At 71.4% G+C, this 18,980-nt stretch carries 18 protein-coding genes; 1 reads left to right on the forward strand and 17 read right to left on the reverse strand.

Annotated features, from left to right (window positions below; all coding sequences use genetic code 11):
* Positions 1 to 223: 223 nt before the first annotated feature.
* The 10 genes from gmk to pyrR all read right to left on the reverse strand — a co-directional run bounded on the left by gmk (position 224) and on the right by pyrR (position 11,515).
* Positions 224 to 817: a guanylate kinase gene (gmk, locus tag ACH4NX_RS31735; RefSeq protein WP_210961445.1), complete on the reverse strand. Its 594-nt coding sequence runs from the start codon at positions 815 to 817 to the stop codon at positions 224 to 226.
* Between the two features lie 37 nt (positions 818 to 854).
* A complete protein-coding gene (locus ACH4NX_RS31740; RefSeq protein WP_003977346.1) occupies positions 855 to 1,178 on the reverse strand; it encodes an integration host factor in 324 nt (107 codons plus the stop codon).
* 223 nt (positions 1,179 to 1,401) lie between these two features.
* Positions 1,402 to 2,256, reverse strand: coding sequence for an orotidine-5'-phosphate decarboxylase (gene pyrF / locus ACH4NX_RS31745; RefSeq protein WP_398128375.1), 855 nt, complete (start codon positions 2,254 to 2,256; stop codon positions 1,402 to 1,404).
* On the reverse strand, positions 2,253 to 3,359 hold the full coding sequence (locus ACH4NX_RS31750; protein ID WP_398128376.1) for a quinone-dependent dihydroorotate dehydrogenase: 1,107 nt from the start codon (positions 3,357 to 3,359) through the stop codon (positions 2,253 to 2,255). The genes pyrF and ACH4NX_RS31750 overlap by 4 nt, the downstream gene beginning before the upstream one ends.
* Positions 3,360 to 3,457: 98 nt before the next feature.
* On the reverse strand, positions 3,458 to 6,766 hold the full coding sequence (carB, locus tag ACH4NX_RS31755; protein WP_398128377.1) for a carbamoyl-phosphate synthase large subunit: 3,309 nt from the start codon (positions 6,764 to 6,766) through the stop codon (positions 3,458 to 3,460).
* Positions 6,759 to 7,916: a glutamine-hydrolyzing carbamoyl-phosphate synthase small subunit gene (gene carA / locus ACH4NX_RS31760; RefSeq protein ID WP_351394340.1), complete on the reverse strand. Its 1,158-nt coding sequence runs from the start codon at positions 7,914 to 7,916 to the stop codon at positions 6,759 to 6,761. The genes carB and carA overlap by 8 nt, the downstream gene beginning before the upstream one ends.
* Positions 7,913 to 8,479 carry a hypothetical protein gene (locus ACH4NX_RS31765; protein ID WP_351394337.1) on the reverse strand — a complete coding sequence of 189 codons (567 nt, stop codon included), beginning with the start codon at positions 8,477 to 8,479 and terminating at the stop codon, positions 7,913 to 7,915. The genes carA and ACH4NX_RS31765 overlap by 4 nt, the downstream gene beginning before the upstream one ends.
* Entirely contained in the window at positions 8,476 to 9,789 is a 1,314-nt protein-coding gene (locus ACH4NX_RS31770; protein WP_398128378.1) for a dihydroorotase, read from the reverse strand. The genes ACH4NX_RS31765 and ACH4NX_RS31770 overlap by 4 nt, the downstream gene beginning before the upstream one ends.
* A 4-nt stretch (positions 9,790 to 9,793) precedes the next feature.
* Complete coding sequence (locus ACH4NX_RS31775) at positions 9,794 to 10,774, reverse strand: aspartate carbamoyltransferase catalytic subunit (protein ID WP_351394331.1); 981 nt, start codon at positions 10,772 to 10,774, stop codon at positions 9,794 to 9,796.
* A gap of 111 nt (positions 10,775 to 10,885) precedes the next feature.
* The gene (gene pyrR, locus ACH4NX_RS31780) at positions 10,886 to 11,515 is read right to left on the reverse strand and encodes a bifunctional pyr operon transcriptional regulator/uracil phosphoribosyltransferase PyrR (protein ID WP_351394328.1); all 630 of its coding nucleotides are present in this window, start codon (positions 11,513 to 11,515) and stop codon (positions 10,886 to 10,888) included.
* Between the two features lie 297 nt (positions 11,516 to 11,812).
* On the opposite strand from pyrR, the gene bldD reads away from it, so the two are divergent.
* Positions 11,813 to 12,316 carry a transcriptional regulator BldD gene (gene bldD / locus ACH4NX_RS31785; protein ID WP_279565701.1) on the forward strand — a complete coding sequence of 168 codons (504 nt, stop codon included), beginning with the start codon at positions 11,813 to 11,815 and terminating at the stop codon, positions 12,314 to 12,316.
* Positions 12,317 to 12,670: 354 nt separating this feature from the next.
* Here bldD and nusB read toward each other — a convergent pair whose 3' ends face one another.
* The 7 genes from nusB to aroC all read right to left on the reverse strand — a co-directional run bounded on the left by nusB (position 12,671) and on the right by aroC (position 18,968).
* Positions 12,671 to 13,105, reverse strand: a complete 435-nt coding sequence (nusB, locus tag ACH4NX_RS31790) for a transcription antitermination factor NusB (protein ID WP_345594773.1) — start codon at positions 13,103 to 13,105, stop codon at positions 12,671 to 12,673.
* 2 nt (positions 13,106 to 13,107) lie between these two features.
* Positions 13,108 to 13,674 carry an elongation factor P gene (gene efp / locus ACH4NX_RS31795; RefSeq protein ID WP_351394323.1) on the reverse strand — a complete coding sequence of 189 codons (567 nt, stop codon included), beginning with the start codon at positions 13,672 to 13,674 and terminating at the stop codon, positions 13,108 to 13,110.
* Between the two features lie 68 nt (positions 13,675 to 13,742).
* Positions 13,743 to 14,852, reverse strand: coding sequence for an aminopeptidase P family protein (locus tag ACH4NX_RS31800; protein ID WP_351394320.1), 1,110 nt, complete (start codon positions 14,850 to 14,852; stop codon positions 13,743 to 13,745).
* 203 nt (positions 14,853 to 15,055) lie between these two features.
* Positions 15,056 to 15,952, reverse strand: coding sequence for a Pro-rich N-terminal domain-containing protein (locus ACH4NX_RS31805; protein ID WP_398128379.1), 897 nt, complete (start codon positions 15,950 to 15,952; stop codon positions 15,056 to 15,058).
* Positions 15,953 to 16,150: 198 nt separating this feature from the next.
* Positions 16,151 to 17,239, reverse strand: coding sequence for a 3-dehydroquinate synthase (gene aroB, locus ACH4NX_RS31810; RefSeq protein ID WP_398128380.1), 1,089 nt, complete (start codon positions 17,237 to 17,239; stop codon positions 16,151 to 16,153).
* Positions 17,239 to 17,787 (reverse strand): shikimate kinase, encoded by a 549-nt coding sequence (locus ACH4NX_RS31815; RefSeq protein ID WP_351394312.1) that lies wholly within the window; start codon positions 17,785 to 17,787, stop codon positions 17,239 to 17,241. Before ACH4NX_RS31815 ends, aroB begins: the two co-directional genes overlap by 1 nt.
* On the reverse strand, positions 17,784 to 18,968 hold the full coding sequence (gene aroC, locus ACH4NX_RS31820; protein WP_398128381.1) for a chorismate synthase: 1,185 nt from the start codon (positions 18,966 to 18,968) through the stop codon (positions 17,784 to 17,786). Before aroC ends, ACH4NX_RS31815 begins: the two co-directional genes overlap by 4 nt.
* Between the last annotated feature and the right edge of the window lie 12 nt (positions 18,969 to 18,980).

An 18,980-nucleotide genomic window follows, 5' to 3' on the forward strand; every position in this document is an offset into this window, starting at 1 on the left:
GCTCGGAGGTGCATGTGCTGTCCTGGCTCTCGATCAGCACGACGTACGCGCTTGGTTCTCGCGACGCACGGTGCTCAGCCTACCCGGTCAGGCGGACGGTGTTTCGCCCCGGAGGCGAAATCCCGTTTCCTACCCCGCTGCGCAGGGTTCCTGTTCCTCCCCGGCCCGAAGGTCGGGGCGTCCTCCGAGGAACCCGGGTGATCGGCCGACCGATCGGTCGCGATCACACGACGTTCGTCAAGGCTAGCAGCTCACGCGCCACGTCCTCGACGGAGGTGTTGACCAGGGTCTGGTCGAACTCCGGCTCGGCCGCCAGCTCGACCTTGGCCGCGGCGAGGCGGCGCTCGATCACCTCCGGCGGCTCGGTGCCCCGGCCGGTGAGCCTGCGCACCAGCTCCTCCCAGGAGGGCGGGGCCAGGAACACCAGCTGGGCCTCGGGCATGGACTCGCGGACCTGCCGCGCGCCCTGGAGGTCGATCTCCAGGAGCACCGGCTCACCGGCCTCCAGGCGTTCCAGTACGGCCGCGCGCGGCGTGCCGTAGCGGTTGCCGGCGAACTCGGCCCACTCCAGCAGCTCGCCGTTGGCGATCAGCTTGTCCATCTCCTCGTCGGTGACGAAGAAGTAGTGGACACCGTGCTGCTCGCCGGGGCGGGGCCTGCGGGTCGTCGCCGAGACCGAGAGCCAGACCTCGGGGTGTTCCTTGCGCATATGGGCGACGACCGTGCTCTTGCCGACCCCTGAGGGGCCGGAGAGCACGGTCAGCCGCGGACGTGCGTCCGGGGGTACGGGGGACGTCCCCCGGGGTGTTGCAGCCATGCAGCGATTATTCCAGCAATCCCGGAGTGCTCCGGACTCAGCTGCCGGTGCTGCCGAACTCGCGCTCCAGGGAGGCGATCTGGTTGGAACCGAGCCCACGCACACGGCGGCTCTCGGAGATACCCAGTCGCTCCATGATCTGCTTGGCGCGGACCTTGCCCACGCCCGGCAGGGACTCGAGGAGGGCGGAGACCTTCATCTTGCCGATGACGTCGTTCTCCTGGCCCTGCTTGATGACCTCGTGGAGGGAGGCGCCGGAGTGCTTGAGTCGATTCTTGACCTCGGCCCGCTCCCGGCGAGCCGCGGCGGCCTTTTCGAGCGCGGCTGCGCGCTGTTCAGGGGTAAGGGGCGGAAGAGCCACGCCTACGTCACCTCGGATGTCGAACTGTCGGATACGGACCGGTGAGGAACCTAGTCGCCCCACACCTGGGGAGCCACGAGCAACACGCTCGCCCGTTGACTCCTGTCGGAGACTAGCGGTCATGTCCGCCAGAGTCAGCGAGAACAGCGGAAAAGTCCTGGTCAGCCTCCGCCAGGCCAGGCATTTAGGACATAATGCCTCTGATTTGAGGATGTATTCAGCATCAGGCCGCCGTGACCGCGGTCCTGATCTCCTCCGCGAAACGGTCCGCGGCCCTCCGCAACGCCACCTGATCGGGGCCGTGACGCAGAACACCCCGGCTGACGTTGGGAACGACGTCGCGCACCGCGGCGCCGAAGACCCGCGGCAGATCCGCCGGGGTGGCTCCCTGCGCGCCGATGCCCGGAGCCAGGAGCGGGCCGTTGATGTCCAGGTCGTACGACGACAGGTCACCGAGGGTGGCGCCGACCACCGCGCCGAAGGAGCCGAGCGGCGCCTCTCCCGCGTTCTCCGCGGCCAGGTGTGCCAGCATCGTCGCCCCGACGCCGCGCCCGTCGGCCCGGACCGCGTGCTGGACCTCGCCGCCCTCCGGGTTGGAGGTCAGCGCCAGCACGAACAGGCCCGCGCCGCTCTCGCGCGCCATGTCGACGGCGGGCCTCAGGGAGCCGTAGCCCAGGTACGGCGAGACGGTGAGGGCGTCGGAGAACAGCGGGGCGCCCTCGCGCAGGAAGGACTCGGCGTACGCGGCCATGGTCGAACCGATGTCCCCGCGCTTGGCGTCCATGACGACCAGCGCGCCGGCCGCCCGCGCCTCTTCGACCGACTTCTCCAGGACGGCGACGCCGCGCGATCCGAAGCGCTCGAAGAAGGCGCTCTGCGGCTTGAGGACGGCGACCCGGTCGGCCACCGCCTCTACGACGGTGCGGCTGAAGCGCTCCAGGCCCGCCACGTCGTCGTCCAGGCCCCACTCGGCGAGCAGGGAGGCGTGCGGGTCGATGCCGACGCACAGCGGGCCGCGCTCGTCCATCGCGCGGCGCAGCCGGGCGCCGAAGGGCTCGAGTGCCGTCGTGCTGGTCATCGGGGCTTCCTCACATCGGCGCCGACCGCGTCGGCGAGGGTGGCGTAGGGGCTCTGCCGCAGGCGCGCGGCGAGGCCCTTGTGGACGGCGCGGCCCCAGAAGGGCCCCTCGTAGATGAACGCGCTGTAGCCCTGGACCAGCGTGGCTCCGGCCAGGATGCGCTGCCAGGCGTCCTCCGCGGTCTCGACGCCGCCGACGCCCACCAGGGTGATCCGGTCGCCCACGCGCGCGTAGAGGCGGCGCAGCACCTCCAGGGACCGCTCCTTGAGGGGGGCGCCGGACAGTCCGCCGGTCTCCCGCACCAGGACGGGCGAGGACGTCAGGCCGAGTCCCTCGCGCGCGATGGTGGTGTTGGTGGCGATGATGCCGTCCAGGCCCAGCTCCACGGCCAGGTCGGCGACGGCGTCGACGTCCTCGTCGGCGAGGTCCGGCGCGATCTTCACCAGGAGGGGGACGCGCCGCGCGGTGACCGCGCGGTCGGCGGCCTCGCGGACCGCGGTCAGCAGCGGGCGCAGCGCCTCGGTGGCCTGGAGGTCGCGCAGGCCGGGCGTGTTCGGGGAGGAGACGTTGACGACGAGGTAGTCGGCGTGCGGGGCCAGCCGCTCGGCGGACTTCACGTAGTCGCCGACGGCCTCCTCCTCCGGGACGGCCTTCGTCTTGCCGATGTTGACGCCGACGACGGTCCGGAAGACGGGCGTACGGGAGGCCAGGCGGGCGGCGACGGCCAGCGAGCCGTCGTTGTTGAAGCCCATGCGGTTGATCAGCGCCCGGTCGCTCACCAGCCGGAACAGCCGCTTCTTGGGGTTGCCGGGCTGCGGCTCCCCCGTCACGGTACCGATCTCGACGTGGTCGAAGCCGAGCATCGCCATGCCGTCGACGGCGACCGCGTTCTTGTCGAAGCCTGCGGCGAGCCCGAAGGGCCCGTGCATGCGCAGGCCCAGGGCCTCGGTGCGCAGTTCCCTGTGCCGGGGCGCCAGCGCGGCGGCGACGAAGGTCCGCAGCACGGGGACGCGGACGGCGAGACGGATCCAGCGGAAGGCGAGGTGGTGGGCCCGCTCCGGGTCCATGCGGGAGAAGACGAGCTTGAAGAAGATCTTGTACATGTGTCCTCGTGAAGCCTCTGTGGCGCCAGAGACCCTGTGATGCTCTCTGGGGCTCATGAAGAGGGGGACACCGTTTTCCGGTGTCCCCCTCGGGGCTGCTAGTCGCGGGCGGCGATCAGGAATTCGGCGTGTTCCTGGAGTGAGCGCACTCCCACGTCGCCGTGGGTGAGGGCGTCGATGCCCTGCACCGCCGCCGCCAGCGCCTGGACCGTCGTCAGGCAGGGCACGGAGCGGGCCACGGCCGCCGTACGGATGTCGTAGCCGTCGAGGCGGCCGCCGGTGCCGTACGGGGTGTTGACGATGAGGTCGACCTCGCCGTCGTGGATCAGCTGGACGATGGTCTTCTCGCCGTTCGGGCCGGTGCCCTCGGACTGCTTGCGCACGACGGTGGCGTTGATGCCGTTGCGCTTGAGGACCTCGGCGGTGCCGGAGGTGGCCATCAGCTCGAAGCCGTGGGCGACCAGCTCACGGGCCGGGAAGATCATCGAGCGCTTGTCCCGGTTGGCGACCGAGATGAAGGCCCGCCCCTTGGTCGGCAGCGGCCCGTACGCGCCGGCCTGCGACTTGGCGTACGCCGTGCCGAAGACCGAGTCGATGCCCATGACCTCGCCGGTGGAGCGCATCTCCGGGCCGAGGACCGTGTCGACGCCGCGGCCGTGGATGTCCCGGAAGCGGGACCAGGGCATCACGGCCTCCTTGACGGAGATCGGCGCGTCCAGCGGCAGCTCGCCGCCGTCGCCGCCGGCCGGGAGCAGGCCCTCGGCGCGCAGTTCGGCGATGGTGGCGCCCAGCGAGATGCGGGCGGCGGCCTTGGCCAGCGGCACCGCGGTCGCCTTCGAGGTGAAGGGGACGGTGCGCGAGGCGCGCGGGTTGGCCTCCAGGACGTAGAGGATGTCCCCGGCCAGCGCGAACTGGATGTTGATCAGGCCGCGCACGCCGACGCCCTTGGCGATGCCCTCGGTCGAGGCGCGCAGCCGCTTGATGTCGAAGCCGCCGAGCGTGATCGGGGGCAGGGCGCACGCCGAGTCGCCGGAGTGGATGCCGGCCTCCTCGATGTGCTCCATGACACCGCCGAGGTACAGCTCCTCGCCGTCGTACAGGGCGTCGACGTCGATCTCGATCGCGTCGTCCAGGAACCGGTCGACCAGGACCGGGCGGGACGGGCTGATCTCGGTCGACTCGGCGATGTACGCCTCCAGGCGGGTCTCGTCGTAGACGATCTCCATGCCTCGTCCGCCGAGGACGTAGGAGGGCCGCACGAGGACCGGGTAGCCGATCTCGTCGGCGATGGCCTTGGCACCCGCGAAGGTGGTGGCGGTGCCGTGCTTGGGGGCGGGCAGACCGGCCTCCGCGAGGACCTGGCCGAAGGCGCCCCGGTCCTCGGCGGCGTGGATGGCCTCGGGCGGGGTGCCGACGACCGGCACGCCGTTGTCCTTGAGCGCCTGGGCCAGGCCCAGCGGGGTCTGGCCGCCGAGCTGGACGATGACGCCCGCGATCGGGCCGGCCTGCTGCTCCGCGTGGACGATCTCCAGGACGTCCTCCAGCGTGAGCGGCTCGAAGTACAGCCGGTCGGAGGTGTCGTAGTCGGTGGAGACGGTCTCCGGGTTGCAGTTGACCATCACGGTCTCGTACCCGGCGTCACTGAGCGCGAAGGAGGCGTGGACGCAGGAGTAGTCGAACTCGATGCCCTGGCCGATGCGGTTGGGGCCGGAGCCCAGGATGATGACGGCCGGCTTCTCGCGGCGCGCGACCTCGGTCTCCTCGTCGTAGGAGGAGTAGAAGTACGGCGTCTTCGCGGCGAACTCGGCGGCGCAGGTGTCGACCGTCTTGTAGACCGGGCGGATGCCGAGCGCGTGCCGCACCTCGCGGACGACGTCCTCGCGCAGGCCGCGGATCTCGCCGAGCTGCTGGTCGGAGAAGCCGTGCCGCTTGGCCTCGGCGAGCAGGCCGGCGGTCAGCTCGGGCGCCTCGGCGAGCTCGTCGGCGATCTCCTTGATGAGGAAGAGCTGGTCGACGAACCAGGGGTCGATCTTCGTGTACTCGAAGACCTCCTCGGGGGTGGCGCCCGCGCGGATGGCCTGCATGACGGCGTTGATGCGGCCGTCGGTGGGCCGGACGGCCTCCTCCAGCAGCGCCTTCTTGTCGCCGGGCTCGCCGACGAACGTGAACTGGCTGCCCTTCTTCTCCAGCGAGCGCAGCGCCTTCTGGAAGGCCTCGGTGAAGTTGCGGCCGATGGCCATGGCCTCGCCGACCGACTTCATGGTGGTGGTCAGCGTGGAGTCCGCGCTCGGGAACTTCTCGAAGGCGAACCGCGGGGCCTTGACGACCACGTAGTCGAGAGTCGGCTCGAAGGAGGCCGGGGTCTCCCGCGTGATGTCGTTCGGGATCTCGTCCAGCGTGTAGCCGACGGCCAGCTTGGCGGCGATCTTGGCGATCGGGAAGCCGGTCGCCTTGGAGGCCAGCGCCGAGGAGCGCGACACGCGCGGGTTCATCTCGATGACGATGACGCGGCCGTCCTCGGGGTTGACCGCGAACTGGATGTTGCAGCCGCCGGTGTCGACGCCGACCTCGCGGATGATCGCGATGCCGACGTCGCGGAGCACCTGGTACTCGCGGTCGGTCAGCGTCATCGCCGGCGCCACGGTGATCGAGTCTCCGGTGTGGACGCCCATGGGGTCGAAGTTCTCGATGGAGCAGACGACCACGACGTTGTCGTTCTTGTCGCGCATCAGCTCCAGCTCGTACTCCTTCCAGCCGAGGATGGACTCCTCCAGGAGCACCTCGGTGGTCGGCGAGAGGGTGAGGCCCTGACCGGCGATGCGGCGCAGCTCCTCCTCGTCGTGGGCGAAGCCGGAGCCGGCGCCGCCCATGGTGAAGGACGGGCGGACGACGACCGGGTAGCCGCCGAGCTCCTCGACGCCCTTGAGGACGTCGTCCATGGAGTGGCAGATGTAGGACCGGGCGGACTCGCCGTGACCGATCTTCTTGCGGACCTCCTCGACGACCTCCTTGAACAGGTCGCGGTCCTCGCCCTTGTTGATGGCCTCGACATTGGCGCCGATCAGTTCGACGCCGTACTTGTCCAGGACGCCGTTGCCGTGCAGCGAGATGGCGGTGTTGAGCGCGGTCTGGCCGCCCAGGGTGGGCAGCAGCGCGTCGGGCCGCTCCTTGGCGATGATCTTCTCGACGAACTCGGGGGTGATCGGCTCGACGTAGGTGGCGTCGGCGATCTCCGGGTCGGTCATGATCGTCGCCGGGTTGGAGTTCACCAGGACGACCCGCAGGCCCTCGGACTTCAGGACCCGGCACGCCTGGGTGCCGGAGTAGTCGAACTCGGCGGCCTGGCCGATGACGATCGGGCCGGAGCCGATGACCAGGACGGACTGGATATCGGTGCGCTTAGGCACGCTGGCCCTCCATCGAGACTGTGCTCATCAAAGACGTGAAGCGGTCGAACAGGTAGGCGGCGTCGTGCGGGCCGGCCGCCGCTTCGGGGTGGTACTGGACGCTGAAGGCCGGCCTGTCGAGGAGCTGGAGGCCCTCGACCACGTTGTCGTTGAGGCAGACGTGGGAGACCTCGGCGCGGCCGTAGGGGGTGTCGGAGACCCTGTCGAGCGGGGCGTCGACGGCGAAGCCGTGGTTGTGCGCGGTGACCTCGACCTTGCCGGTCGTACGGTCCTGCACCGGCTGGTTGATGCCGCGGTGGCCGTACTTCAGCTTGAAGGTGCCGAAGCCGAGGGCGCGGCCCAGGATCTGGTTGCCGAAGCAGATACCGAAGAGCGGGGTGCCGCGCTCCAGGACGCCCCGCATGACGGAGACCGGGTGGTCGGCGGTGGCGGGGTCGCCGGGGCCGTTGGAGAAGAACACCCCGTCGGGGTTGACGGCGTAGACGTCCTCGACGGTGGCCGTGGCGGGCAGCACGTGCACCTCTATGCCGCGCTCGGCCATGCGGTGCGGGGTCATGCCCTTGATGCCGAGGTCGATCGCGGCGACGGTGTACTTCTTCTCGCCGATCGCCGGGACGACGTAGGCCTCGGTGGTGGCGACCTCGGCGGAGAGGTCGGCGCCGGTCATCTCGGGGGCTTCCTTGACGCGTGCCAGCAGCGTGGCGTCGTCCTGGACGGCCTCACCGCTGAAGATGCCGACGCGCATGGCGCCGCGCTCGCGCAGGTGGCGGGTGAGGGCGCGGGTGTCGATGCCGCAGATGCCGACGACGTCCTGGGCGGCCAGCTCCTGGTCCAGCGTGCGCGTCGAGCGCCAGCTGGAGGGCACGCGCGCGGGGTCGCGCACGACGTAGCCGGCGACCCAGATCTTCTTGGACTCCATGTCCTCGTCGTTGATGCCCGTGTTGCCGATGTGCGGCGCGGTCATCACGACGACCTGGCGGTGGTACGACGGGTCGGTGAGGGTCTCCTGGTAGCCGGTCATGCCGGTGGAGAACACGGCTTCGCCGAACGTGGCCCCCACGGCCCCGTAGGCACGGCCGCGGAAGATCCGGCCGTCCTCCAGGACGAGTACGGCGGGAGTCTTCACAGCTCCCCGGGTGGAGGTCGTCATCGTGCGCCTTCCGTTTCCGTCTTGTTGATCATGTCGTTCAGTGTTTCGACCCACTCGTTGTGCTCGGCCGCGTGGTCGGAGCGGAAGCCGGAGTCGATCAGCTTGTCGCCGTGCTCCCAGGTGACGACCAGCAGGCCGCCCTCGGTGAGGACCTTGCCGGCGATGCCCTTGTCGAGCCGGGCCTCGCGCAGTGCGGCGAGGGGGACGAAGAAGTCGTTCGCGCCGGGGCGTACGACGTCCAGTCCCGCGTCCGTCAGCGTCAGCTCGACCCGGCTGCGGGTGCCCAGGCCGTGCGCCACGATGCGGTCCAGCCACTGCCCGGCGGTGGTGGAGCCGTGGTAGCGGCCGCTCAGGCTCAGTCTCGCCGGGCCGGGGGCGTCCGGCGCGGTGGGCAGCTCCGGCAGGTCGCCCTGGAGGGTGCTGCGCCACTTCCAGCCCTCGCGCATCAGCCAGTAGACGAGGGCGACGAACAGGCCGAGGCCGATGACCCAGCCGATGCGGGCGGCCCAGTCGGTCACTTCCGCCGATTCCTTCTCGGCGGCCAGCAGGATGAGAGGTGTCACGTGAGCTTCCCGTCGACGAGCGTGGCCTTGCCCCGCAGCCACGTGTGTGTCACACGGCCCGGCAGCTCACGACCCTCGTAGGGGGTGTTGCGGCTGCGCGAGGCGAAGCCCGCGGGGTCCACCCGACCACGGTATTCCGTGTCGACGAGGGTGAGGTTGGCGGGCTCACCGGCCGAGACGGGACGGCCGTGTCCGGTGGCCTGTCCGATCTGCGCGGGCTTGGAGGACATCCGGTCGGCGACGCCGGCCCAGTCCAGCAGGCCCGTTTCCACCATGGTCTCCTGCACCACCGACAGCGCGGTCTCCAGGCCGACCATTCCCATGGCGGCGGCGGCCCACTCGCAGTCCTTGTCCTCGTGCGGGTGCGGGGCGTGGTCGGTGGCGACGATGTCGATCGTGCCGTCGGCGAGCGCCTCGCGCAGCGCCATCACGTCGCGCTCCGTGCGCAGCGGCGGGTTGACCTTGTAGACCGGGTTGTACGACCGGACCAGCTCGTCGGTGAGGAGCAGGTGGTGCGGGGTGACCTCGGCGGTGACGTCGATGCCGCGGGACTTGGCCCAGCGGACGATCTCGACGCTGCCGGCCGTCGACAGGTGGCAGATGTGGACGCGGGAGCCGACGTGCTCGGCGAGCAGCACGTCCCGGGCGATGACCGACTCCTCGGCGACGGCGGGCCAGCCGCCGAGACCCAGCTCGGCGGAGACGACGCCCTCGTTCATCTGGGCGCCCTCGGTGAGCCGGGGCTCCTGGGCGTGCTGGGCGACGACGCCGTTGAAGGCCTTCACGTACTCCAGGGCGCGGCGCATGATCACGGCGTCGTGGACACACTTGCCGTCGTCGGAGAAGACGGTGACGCCGGCCGCGGACTCGTGCATGGCGCCCAGCTCGGCGAGCTTGGCGCCCTCCAGGCCGACGGTGACGGCGCCGATGGGCTGCACGTCGCAGTAGCCGGACTCCTTGCCGAGCCGCCAGACCTGCTCGACGACGCCGGCGGTGTCGGCGACCGGGAAGGTGTTGGCCATGGCGAAGACGTTGGTGTAGCCGCCGCTCGCCGCCGCGCGGGTGCCGGTCAGGACGGTCTCGGAGTCCTCACGGCCGGGCTCGCGCAGGTGGGTGTGCAGGTCGACCAGGCCGGGCAGCAGCACCTTGCCGCCGGCCTCGACGACCTCGGCGCCCTCGGCGCCCTCGGCGCCCTCGGCGCCCTCGGCGGAGAGGTTCCGGCCGACCGCCTCGATGACGGTGCCGTCGATCAGCACGTCCTGCGGCTCGCCGCCGAGCACCTTCGCACCGCGGATCAGGGTCTTGCTCATGTTCTTACTTCTCCTCGGTGGGGCGGGCGTGGGAGACGGCGGGTTCGTTGCCGCCGAGCAGCAGGTACAGGACGGCCATCCGGATGGAGACGCCGTTGGTGACCTGCTCGACGGCGGTGCAGCGGTCGGAGTCGGCGACCTCGGCGGTGATCTCCATGCCGCGGACCATCGGGCCGGGGTGCATCACGATGGCGTGGTCGGGCATCTTCGCCATGCGGTCGCCGTCGAGGCCGTAGCGGCGGGAGTACTCGCGCTCGGTCGGGAAGAACGCGGCGTTCATGCGCTCGCGCTGCACGCGCAGCAGCATCACCGCGTCGGACTTGGTCAGGGTCGAGTCGAGGTCGTAGGAGACCTCGCAGGGCCAGGTCTCGACGCCGACCGGCAGCAGGGTGGGCGGGGCGACGAGGGTCACCTCGGCACCCAGGGTGTGCAGCAGGTCGACGTTGGAGCGGGCGACCCTGCTGTGCAGGATGTCGCCGACGAGCGTGATCCGGCGCCCGTCCAGGTCCCTGCCGAGGCCGGTGTCGCGGCCGACCAGGCGGCGGCGCATGGTGAAGGCGTCCAGCAGGGCCTGGGTGGGGTGCTGGTGGGTGCCGTCGCCGGCGTTGATGACGTGGGCGTCGATCCAGCCGGAGGTGGCCAGGCGGTAGGGGGCGCCGGAGGCGCCGTGCCGGATGACGACGGCGTCGACGCCCATGGCCTCCAGGGTCTGGGCGGTGTCCTTGAGGGACTCGCCCTTGGAGACGCTCGATCCCTTGGCGGTGAAGTTGATGACGTCCGCGGACAGCCGCTTCTCCGCGGCCTCGAAGGAGATCCGGGTCCTCGTCGAGTCCTCGAAGAAGAGGTTGACGACGGTACGGCCGCGCAGGGTCGGCAGTTTCTTGATCGGCCGGTCGGCGACCCGGGCCATCTCCTCGGCGGTGTCGAGGATCAGGACGGCGTCGTCGCGGGTGAGGTCGGCGGCCGAGATGAGATGACGCTGCATCTGTCAGGCTCCGTAAGGCGATTCATGCGGAAGAGCGGGATAATTCGGGCGGCCGGGCGCACGTGCGGGCGCACCGAGCGGGCGTACGGCACGGCTGGACGCGTACGCGTGCTAGGGGTGGGCGCCCGGGGTGGCCGGCTTGGCACCGAGCAGCACGGTGTCGCGACCGTCCTCCTCGGCGAGCTGGACCTTGACCGTCTCCCGCAGCGACGTGGGGAGGTTCTTGCCGACGTAGTCGGCGCGGATGGGCAGTTCGCGGTGGCCCCGGTCGACGAGGACCGCCAGCTGCACCGCGCGCGGGCGGCCGATGTCGTTCAGCGCGTCGAGGGCGGCGCGGATGGTGCGGCCGGAGAAGAGCACGTCGTCGACGAGGACGACCAGGCGGCCGTCGATGCCGTCACCGGGGATCTCCGTGCGGGCCAGGGCTCGCGGCGGGTGCATGCGCAGGTCGTCGCGGTACATGGTGATGTCGAGCGAGCCGACCGGAATCTTGCGCTCGGTGATCTGCTCGAGCTTGTCGGCGAGCCGGCGGGCGAGGAAGACGCCCCGGGTCGGGATGCCGAGGAGCACCACGTCGTCGGCGCCCTTGGCGCGTTCGACGATCTCGTGGGCGATACGGGTCAGGACCCGCGCGATGTCGGGCCCTTCGAGAACGGGCCGCGCGTCGGACCGCGTGTCCCGGGGGTCGCTCCGGAGCGCGTCCGGTCGCGCGTCGTGCTGTTCGTCCTGCTGCTTGTCCATAAGAAACGGACCTCCTTCTCCGCCTCACGGGACGGACGTTAAAGGACGTCGAATATGCGCCACCTACGGTATCAGGCTCACAGAGGCGCTCCGACGGCACCCGCGACACTCCCCCGTCACCCTCGCGCCGCATCCGCGTCACCCGCTCGGAGTAACGGATCCCGGATACCACGGAAGCGTCGGTGCGGACCATTCGGCTTGACGCAGGAGAGTAACGCTGCGTAACCTCACAGTGAGTTACCAGCCGCGCGGCACGCAACACAGCAGGTCGCGTCGACACCTTGTCCGGGGAGCCATATGTCCAGCGAATACGCCAAACAGCTCGGGGCCAAGCTCCGGGCCATCCGCACCCAGCAGGGCCTTTCCCTCCATGGTGTCGAGGAGAAGTCCCAGGGCCGCTGGAAGGCCGTCGTGGTCGGTTCGTACGAGCGCGGCGACCGTGCCGTGACCGTGCAGCGCCTCGCCGAGCTGGCGGACTTCTACGGCGTTCCCGTGCAGGAGCTGCTGCCCGGCACCACTCCGGGCGGCGCCGCCGAGCCGCCGCCGAAGCTGGTCCTGGACCTGGAGCAGCTGGCCACGGTGCCGGCCGAGAAGGCGGGCCCGCTGCAGCGTTACGCGGCCACGATCCAGTCGCAGCGCGGTGACTACAACGGCAAGGTGCTCTCGATCCGTCAGGACGACCTGCGCACGCTCGCCGTCATCTACGACCAGTCGCCCTCGGTCCTCACCGAGCAGCTGATCAGCTGGGGTGTCCTGGACGCGGACGCGCGCCGCGCGGTGGCGTCCCACGAGGACGCCTGAGGCGCACCCGCCCCAGCAGAAACGTGGCGCCCGGGGGGGGGGGGGGGGCCCCCCCGGGGGGGGCCCCCCCCCGGGGGGGGGGGGGGGGGGTGGGGGGGGGGGGGGGGGCGGGGGGCCCCCCCCCCCCGGCCCCCCGGCCCCCCCCCCCCCCGGGGCCCCCCCCGCCGGGGGGGGGGCCCCCCCCCCCCCCCCCCCCCCCCCCCACGGCGGCTTTCTCATGTGCCTCTGTGCCACTTCCTGTGCCTCGTGCACCAGCAGGCACGCGGACCGACGCGCCGGAGGGCCCGCAGCGCACCCGCTGCGGGCCCTCCGGCGTGGTGGCTCTCTCTGCCGGGCTCTCGGGCCGTCTCAGTCTCAGCTCTCGTCGCGACGCAGCGAGGGCTTGAGCTCCTTCAGCCGGCCGAGCAGGCCGTTGACGAACGCGGGAGACTCGTCCGTGGAGAATTCCTTCGCCAGCTGCACCATCTCGTCCAGGACGACGGCGTCCGGGGTCGCGTCGACCCAGATCAGCTCGTACGCGCCCAGACGAAGGACGTTGCGGTCGACGACCGGCATGCGGTCGAGCGTCCAGCCGACCGAGTACTGGGCGATGAGCTCGTCGATGCGCCGCGCGCGCTCGGCGTAGCCCTCGACCAGCTCCATCGTGTACTCGCTCACCGGCGGCTGCCGGGTGTCGGACCGGGAGTGCCGGACCCAGTCGGCGAGGACCGTCAGGACGTCGGCGCCTCGCTGATCACTCTCGAAGAGGATCTGGAAGGCGCGCTTGCGGGCCGTGTTGCGGGCAGCCACGGTTAGCTGTTCACCCGGCCGAGGTAGTCGCTCGAGCGGGTGTCGACCTTGATCTTCTCACCGGTGGTGATGAAGAGCGGGACCTGGATCTGGTAGCCGGTCTCCAGCGTGGCGGGCTTGGTGCCACCGGTGGAGCGGTCGCCCTGGACGCCGGGCTCGGTCTCCTGGATCGTCAGCTCGACGGCGGCGGGCAGCTCGACGAAGAGCACCTCGCCCTCGTGCTGCGCGACGGTGGCGGTGAAGCCCTCCACCAGGAAGTTGGCGGCGTCGCCGACGGCCTTGCGGTCGACGTGCAGCTGGTCGTAGGTCTCCATGTCCATGAAGACGAAGTAGTCGCCGTCCATGTAGGAGAACTGCATGTCACGCTTGTCGACGGTGGCCGTCTCGACCTTGACGCCGGCGTTGAAGGTCTTGTCGACGGTCTTGCCGGAGAGCACGTTCTTCAGCTTGGTGCGCACGAAGGCCGGGCCCTTGCCGGGCTTGACGTGCTGGAACTCGACGACGGACCAGAGCTGGCCGCCTTCGAGCTTGAGCACCATGCCGTTCTTGAGGTCGTTCGTGGAAGCCACGGTTGCGGAATCTCCTGGAATGGACTGACGTGGACGACCTCGGGGCCGGCATGCGCACAGCGCGAAGGCTAGAGCGCGAGCAGCTCCTTGGTCGTGATGGTGAGTAGCTCGGGTCCGCCGTCCGCCTCGGGGCGCACGACGAGCGTGTCATCGATCCGGACCCCGCCCCGGCCCGGGAGGTGGACCCCCGGTTCGACGGTGACCGGCACACAAGCGTCCAGTTTACCCATGGCCGCGGGAGCCAACTGCGGGTCCTCGTCGATTTCCAGTCCGACACCGTGACCCGTGAGGGTCGGAAGGTTCTCCGCGTACCCGGCGCAGTCCAGTGCCTGGCGGGCGGCGCGGTCCACATCGCGGCAGGCGGCGCCGGGTGCGAGCGCCTCCCGGCCGGCCCGCTGGGCGGAGAACACGAGGTCGTACAACTCGATCTGCCAGTCGGCCGGCGAGGTGCCGATGACGAACGTGCGGCCGATCTCGCAGCGGTAGCCGCGGTAGGTGGCGCCCAGACAGACGGAGAGGAAGTCGCCCTCCTCCACCCGCCGGTCGGTGGGCCGGTGACCGCGGCGCCCGGAGTTCGGTCCGGTGCCGACGGAGGTGGAGAAGGCGGGGCCGTCGGCACCGTGGTCGACCAGCCGGCGCTCCAGCTCCAGGGCGAGGTGCCGCTCGGTGCGGCCGACCAGAATGGATTCCAGGAGTTCACCGAGGGCCTGGTCGGCGATCTCGGCGCCGATGCGCAGGCAGGAGATCTCCTCCTCGTCCTTGACCACTCGGAGCTGCTCGACCGCCTGGCCGAGGTCGGCCAGGCGCAGCCGGGGTGCGACCGAGCGCATGGCGCGGTGCCGGACCACGGTGAGGTGGTGGTCCTCGGCGGCGAGGGACTCGGCGCCCTGGGCCGCGGCGAGGCCGGTGGCCGCGACGGCCGGATCGCCGCCGGGTCCGGGCAGCGCCCGCACCGGCAGGGAGTCGTCGGGCCGGACGCCGCCCGACTGACGGTCGTCCCAAGGGCCCGAGCAGACCAGCAGATCCTCGGTCTTGCCCAGCAGCAGCACGGCGCCGTGCGGGGCGGCGCCCGCGAGATAGCGCACGTTGGCGGGCCGGGAGACGAGCGCCGCCGCGCTGCCGCCCGCGTTGCAGCGTTCTCGTAGGCGCGTCCGGCGGGCCGCGTACACCTCTGACATGAGCCGAGCGTATGAGCTCCACTCGGGGGGCGCCGCTCGGGAGACGCCGAGTGGGCGGTGCGCGTGGGTACGCCGGACGCGCGGGCCGGGACGGGGGCTTGTCGTCGCGTGGCGTCCGACCGCCAGTGGGGGCTGGGCACGCCCCCTCGGCGGAGCCGCGAGTGGACACCGCCCCGCGCTCCACGCCGCCACGGTGTCCCGTGTCACCAACTCGGTGGGCTTGCTATGGACCGGGTCAGGACCTCGTTCAGGACCTGGGCCGTTTCCGGTATGCCGAGCTGCGAGTTGTCGATGATGGGGAGGCCGGAGCCGTACCAGCCGGCCATACGGCCGTGGATGCGGGCGACCTCCTCGTCGGTGAGCCGCCGGTTGCCGCTGCGTTCGGCGTTGCGCTCCAGGACGATGTCCAGGCCCGGCAGGAGGACGACCGGGAGCAGGCCGGGGCCGACGTGCCGCTTCCAGCCGCCGAGGCCGACGACCGGGCGGTCCGGGAAGACCGCGTCGTCGAGGATGCAGGAGATGCCGTTGGCGAGGAAGTTGCGCGCGGAGAAGCCGCAGGTGCGGCGGGCCAGGCGGTACTGGGCCTCGGAGTGCTCGTTCCACCCGGTCTGGGGGTCGGCGAAGCCGGAGCGGACCCATTCGCGGACGTCGTCGAGGCTGATGTGGGCGGTGGGGACCCCGCGGTGGTCGGCCCAGTACTTGGCGACGCTGGTCTTGCCGGCTCCCGCGGGGCCGATGAGCAGCACCGCGAGGGTGGTCGTGGTGGGATCGGGCGCGGCGGCCGCGGCGGGGGGCACGCTGGGCACGGCCACGGGGCCGCCGGGCGGCAGCGGTACATGACCGGTGGTGTCCGGCGGGGGCGGGGCGGGAGCCGCCTGACGCGGAGCCGGGTGCGGGCCCGGGGCCGGGTGCGGGCCCGGAGCCTGCTGGGAGGCCGCGGGGTGTGGGGACCGCATGGGATAGCCCGCCGCCGCGGGCGGCGGTACGGGGGCGGGGCCCTGGTGCGGGCCCGGGGGGTGTGCGGCCGGGGACCAGCCGACGGCCGGTCCGTGCCCCGGCTGATGGGGCGGCGGCAGCGGAGAACCCACTGCGTGCTGCATCCGGTGCCACTCCGTCTCGTACAGGCGATGGGCGCTGACAGCGGACCGGTGCCCGCCCGCTGTCCCCCACAGCCTAAAGGGCGTGGGAGGACCCCCAGCCGAACGGTACCGCCCCCGGTCGTCGTTTGGTGAACGGCCGGGGGCGGTCCGAAGTGCGCGCCGCGCAAGGCGAATCGGACGGAAAGGGGCGCCGGGGTACTACTCGCCCACCTCGCCGTAGGCGGCGAGGAGCACGGCCGGGTCGGGGCCCTCGAGGACGGTGGGCCTGGCGAGGCCGTCCAGGACGATGAAGCGCAGCAGGTCGCCGCGGGACTTCTTGTCGACCTTCATGTTCTCGACGAGCTTGGGCCACTGGTCGTGGCGGTAGTGCAGCGGCAGACCGACCGATTCGAGGATGCTGCGGTGGCGGTCGGCGGTGGCGTCGTCCAGGCGGCCCGCGAGGCGGCCCAGTTCGGCGGCGAAGTGCATACCTACGGAGACGGCGGCGCCGTGCCGCCACTTGTAGCGCTCGTTCTTCTCGATGGCGTGGCCGAGCGTGTGGCCGTAGTTGAGGATCTCGCGCAGATTCGCTTCCTTCAGGTCGGCGGAGACGACCTCGGCCTTGACCTTGATGGAGCGCACGATCAGCTCGGCGGTGTGCGGTCCGGCCGGGGTGCGCGCGGCCTGGGGGTCGGACTCGATCAGGTCCAGGATCACCGGGTCGGCGATGAAACCGGCCTTGATGACCTCGGCGAGTCCGGAGACGTAGTCGTTGACCGGGAGCGAGTCCAGGGCGGCCAGGTCGCACAGGACACCGGCGGGCGGGTGGAAGGAGCCGACGAGGTTCTTGCCCTCGGCGGTGTTGATGCCGGTCTTGCCGCCGACGGCCGCGTCCACCATGGCCAGCACGGTGGTGGGAACGGCGATCCAGCGCACGCCGCGCAGCCAGGTGGCGGCCACGAAACCGGCCAGGTCGGTGCTGGCACCGCCGCCGACGCCGACGACGACGTCGGTACGGGTGAAGCCGGACTGACCCAGCGCCTTCCAGCAGTAGGCGGCGACCTCCGCGGTCTTCGCCTCCTCGGCGTTGGGCACCTGGATGGCGACCGCCTCGTAGCCCTGCTCGGCGAGGTCGGCGCGCAGCGCGTCGCCGGTCTCGGCCAGGGCCTCCGGGTGGATCACCGCGACCCGCTTGGCCTTCGGGCCGATCAGGGCGCCGAGCTCACCCAGGAGCTGACGTCCCACCAGGACGTCGTAGGGGTCGGACCCCGCGGTGCCGTCGATCCGGATCTTCGTCACATCGTTCACTACAGCGTCCTCCGGCCGGGGTCGCCCCCGGAAATCACAGTCGACTCCAACGCGTCCAGGGCGGCTTGGGCGACCTCTTCTGGCGTACGTCCGTCGGTGGTCACGACAGCCGTGGCCACCTCCTCGTACAGATGGCGGCGGGCCTCCATCAGCTCGCGCCACTGTCTGCGCGGGTTGACCGCGAGAAGCGGGCGAGCGGCGTTCAGACCGGTGCGCCGGACGGCCTCCTCGACCTCCATCGAGAGATAGACGACGCGCTGCCCGGCGAGCAGGCCGCGGGTGTCCGCGTCCAGGACCGCGCCGCCGCCGAGGGCGAGGACGCCGTCGTGCTCGGCGAGCGCGCGGCGCACGGCCTGCTTCTCCAGGGCCCGGAACGCCGCCTCGCCCTCGTCGACGAAGATGTCGGCGATGGCGCGCCCCTGACCGGTGACGATGTCGTCGTCCGTGTCCCGGTACCCGACGCCCAGCCGCTCGGCCAGGAGCTGGCCGACGGTCGACTTGCCGACGCCCATCGGGCCGACGAGGACGATCGGCGGGGCCGCGGTCATCGGATGGCCAGGTGGTCGAGGTACGAGGTGACGTTGCGGCGGGTCTCGGTGACGCTGTCGCCGCCGAACTTCTCCGCCACCGCGTCCGCCAGCACCAGGGCCACCATCGCCTCGGCGACGATGCCGGCCGCCGGCACCGCGCACACGTCGGAGCGCTGGTGGTGGGCCTGCGTGGCCTCTCCGGTGGCGACGTCCACGGTCGCCAGCGCCCGTGGCACGGTCGCGATGGGCTTCATCGCAGCCCTCACGCGCAGCAGCTCGCCGGTGCTCAGACCGCCCTCGGTGCCACCGGAGCGGCCCGAGGCGCGCCTGATGCCGTCGGGGCCGGCCAGGATCTCGTCGTGCGCCTGGGAACCGGGCACGCGGGCCAGCCCGAAGCCGTCGCCGACCTCCACGCCCTTGATGGCCTGGATGCCCATGAGGGCGGCGGCCAGCCGGGCGTCCAGCCTGCGGTCCCAGTGCACGTGCGAGCCGAGCCCGACCGGGACGTCGTACGCCAGCACCTCGACCACGCCACCGAGGGTGTCGCCGTCCTTGTGGGCCTGGTCGATCTCCGCGACCATCGCCTGTGAGGCCTCCGCGTCCAGGCAGCGCACCGGGTCGGCGTCCAGCCTCTCCACATCGGCGGGGGACGGGTACACCCCGTACGGCGCCTTGGCCGCCGCCAGTTCGACGACGTGGCTGACGATCTCGATGCCGGCCGTCTCCTTCAGGTACGACCGCGCCACGGCGCCCAGGGCCACCCGGGCGGCCGTCTCCCGCGCGGAGGCGCGCTCCAGGATCGGCCGGGCCTCGTCGAAGCCGTACTTCTGCATGCCGGCGAGGTCGGCGTGGCCGGGACGGGGGCGGGTCAGCGGGGCGTTGCGGGCCAGGCCGGCCAGCACCTCAGGATCCACCGGGTCGGCCGCCATGACCTGCTCCCACTTGGGCCACTCGGTGTTGCCGACCATGACCGCGACCGGGGAACCGAGGGTGAGCCCGTGCCGGACACCGCCGAGGAAGGTCACCTCGTCCCGCTCGAACTTCATGCGCGCACCGCGACCGTAGCCGAGCCGCCGCCTCGCGAGATGGTCCGCCACCATGTCCGTGGTGATCGGCACGCCGGCGGGCAGACCCTCCAGCGTCGCGACGAGTGCGGGACCGTGGGACTCCCCCGCGGTCAGCCAGCGCAACCTGCTCAACGGTGCTCCTCA

Origin of the sequence: Streptomyces sp. NPDC017225, from assembly GCF_044331465.1 — a bacterium.
Lineage (GTDB): Bacteria > Actinomycetota > Actinomycetes > Streptomycetales > Streptomycetaceae > Streptomyces.

Coding starts and splice junctions, on each gene's coding strand:
- ACH4NX_RS31800 (WP_351394320.1), bottom strand. CDS start 14,852: ATGTCAGAGGTGTACGCGGCCCGCCGGACGCGCCTACGAGAACGCTGC.
- pyrR (WP_351394328.1), bottom strand. CDS start 11,515: ATGGACAAGCAGCAGGACGAACAGCACGACGCGCGACCGGACGCGCTC.
- pyrF (WP_398128375.1), bottom strand. CDS start 2,256: ATGACCAGCACGACGGCACTCGAGCCCTTCGGCGCCCGGCTGCGCCGC.
- ACH4NX_RS31750 (WP_398128376.1), bottom strand. CDS start 3,359: ATGTACAAGATCTTCTTCAAGCTCGTCTTCTCCCGCATGGACCCGGAG.
- gmk (WP_210961445.1), bottom strand. CDS start 817: ATGGCTGCAACACCCCGGGGGACGTCCCCCGTACCCCCGGACGCACGT.
- carA (WP_351394340.1), bottom strand. CDS start 7,916: ATGACGACCTCCACCCGGGGAGCTGTGAAGACTCCCGCCGTACTCGTC.
- ACH4NX_RS31775 (WP_351394331.1), bottom strand. CDS start 10,774: ATGCAGCGTCATCTCATCTCGGCCGCCGACCTCACCCGCGACGACGCC.
- bldD (WP_279565701.1), top strand. CDS start 11,813: ATGTCCAGCGAATACGCCAAACAGCTCGGGGCCAAGCTCCGGGCCATC.
- ACH4NX_RS31815 (WP_351394312.1), bottom strand. CDS start 17,787: ATGACCGCGGCCCCGCCGATCGTCCTCGTCGGCCCGATGGGCGTCGGC.
- ACH4NX_RS31770 (WP_398128378.1), bottom strand. CDS start 9,789: ATGAGCAAGACCCTGATCCGCGGTGCGAAGGTGCTCGGCGGCGAGCCG.
- ACH4NX_RS31805 (WP_398128379.1), bottom strand. CDS start 15,952: ATGCAGCACGCAGTGGGTTCTCCGCTGCCGCCGCCCCATCAGCCGGGG.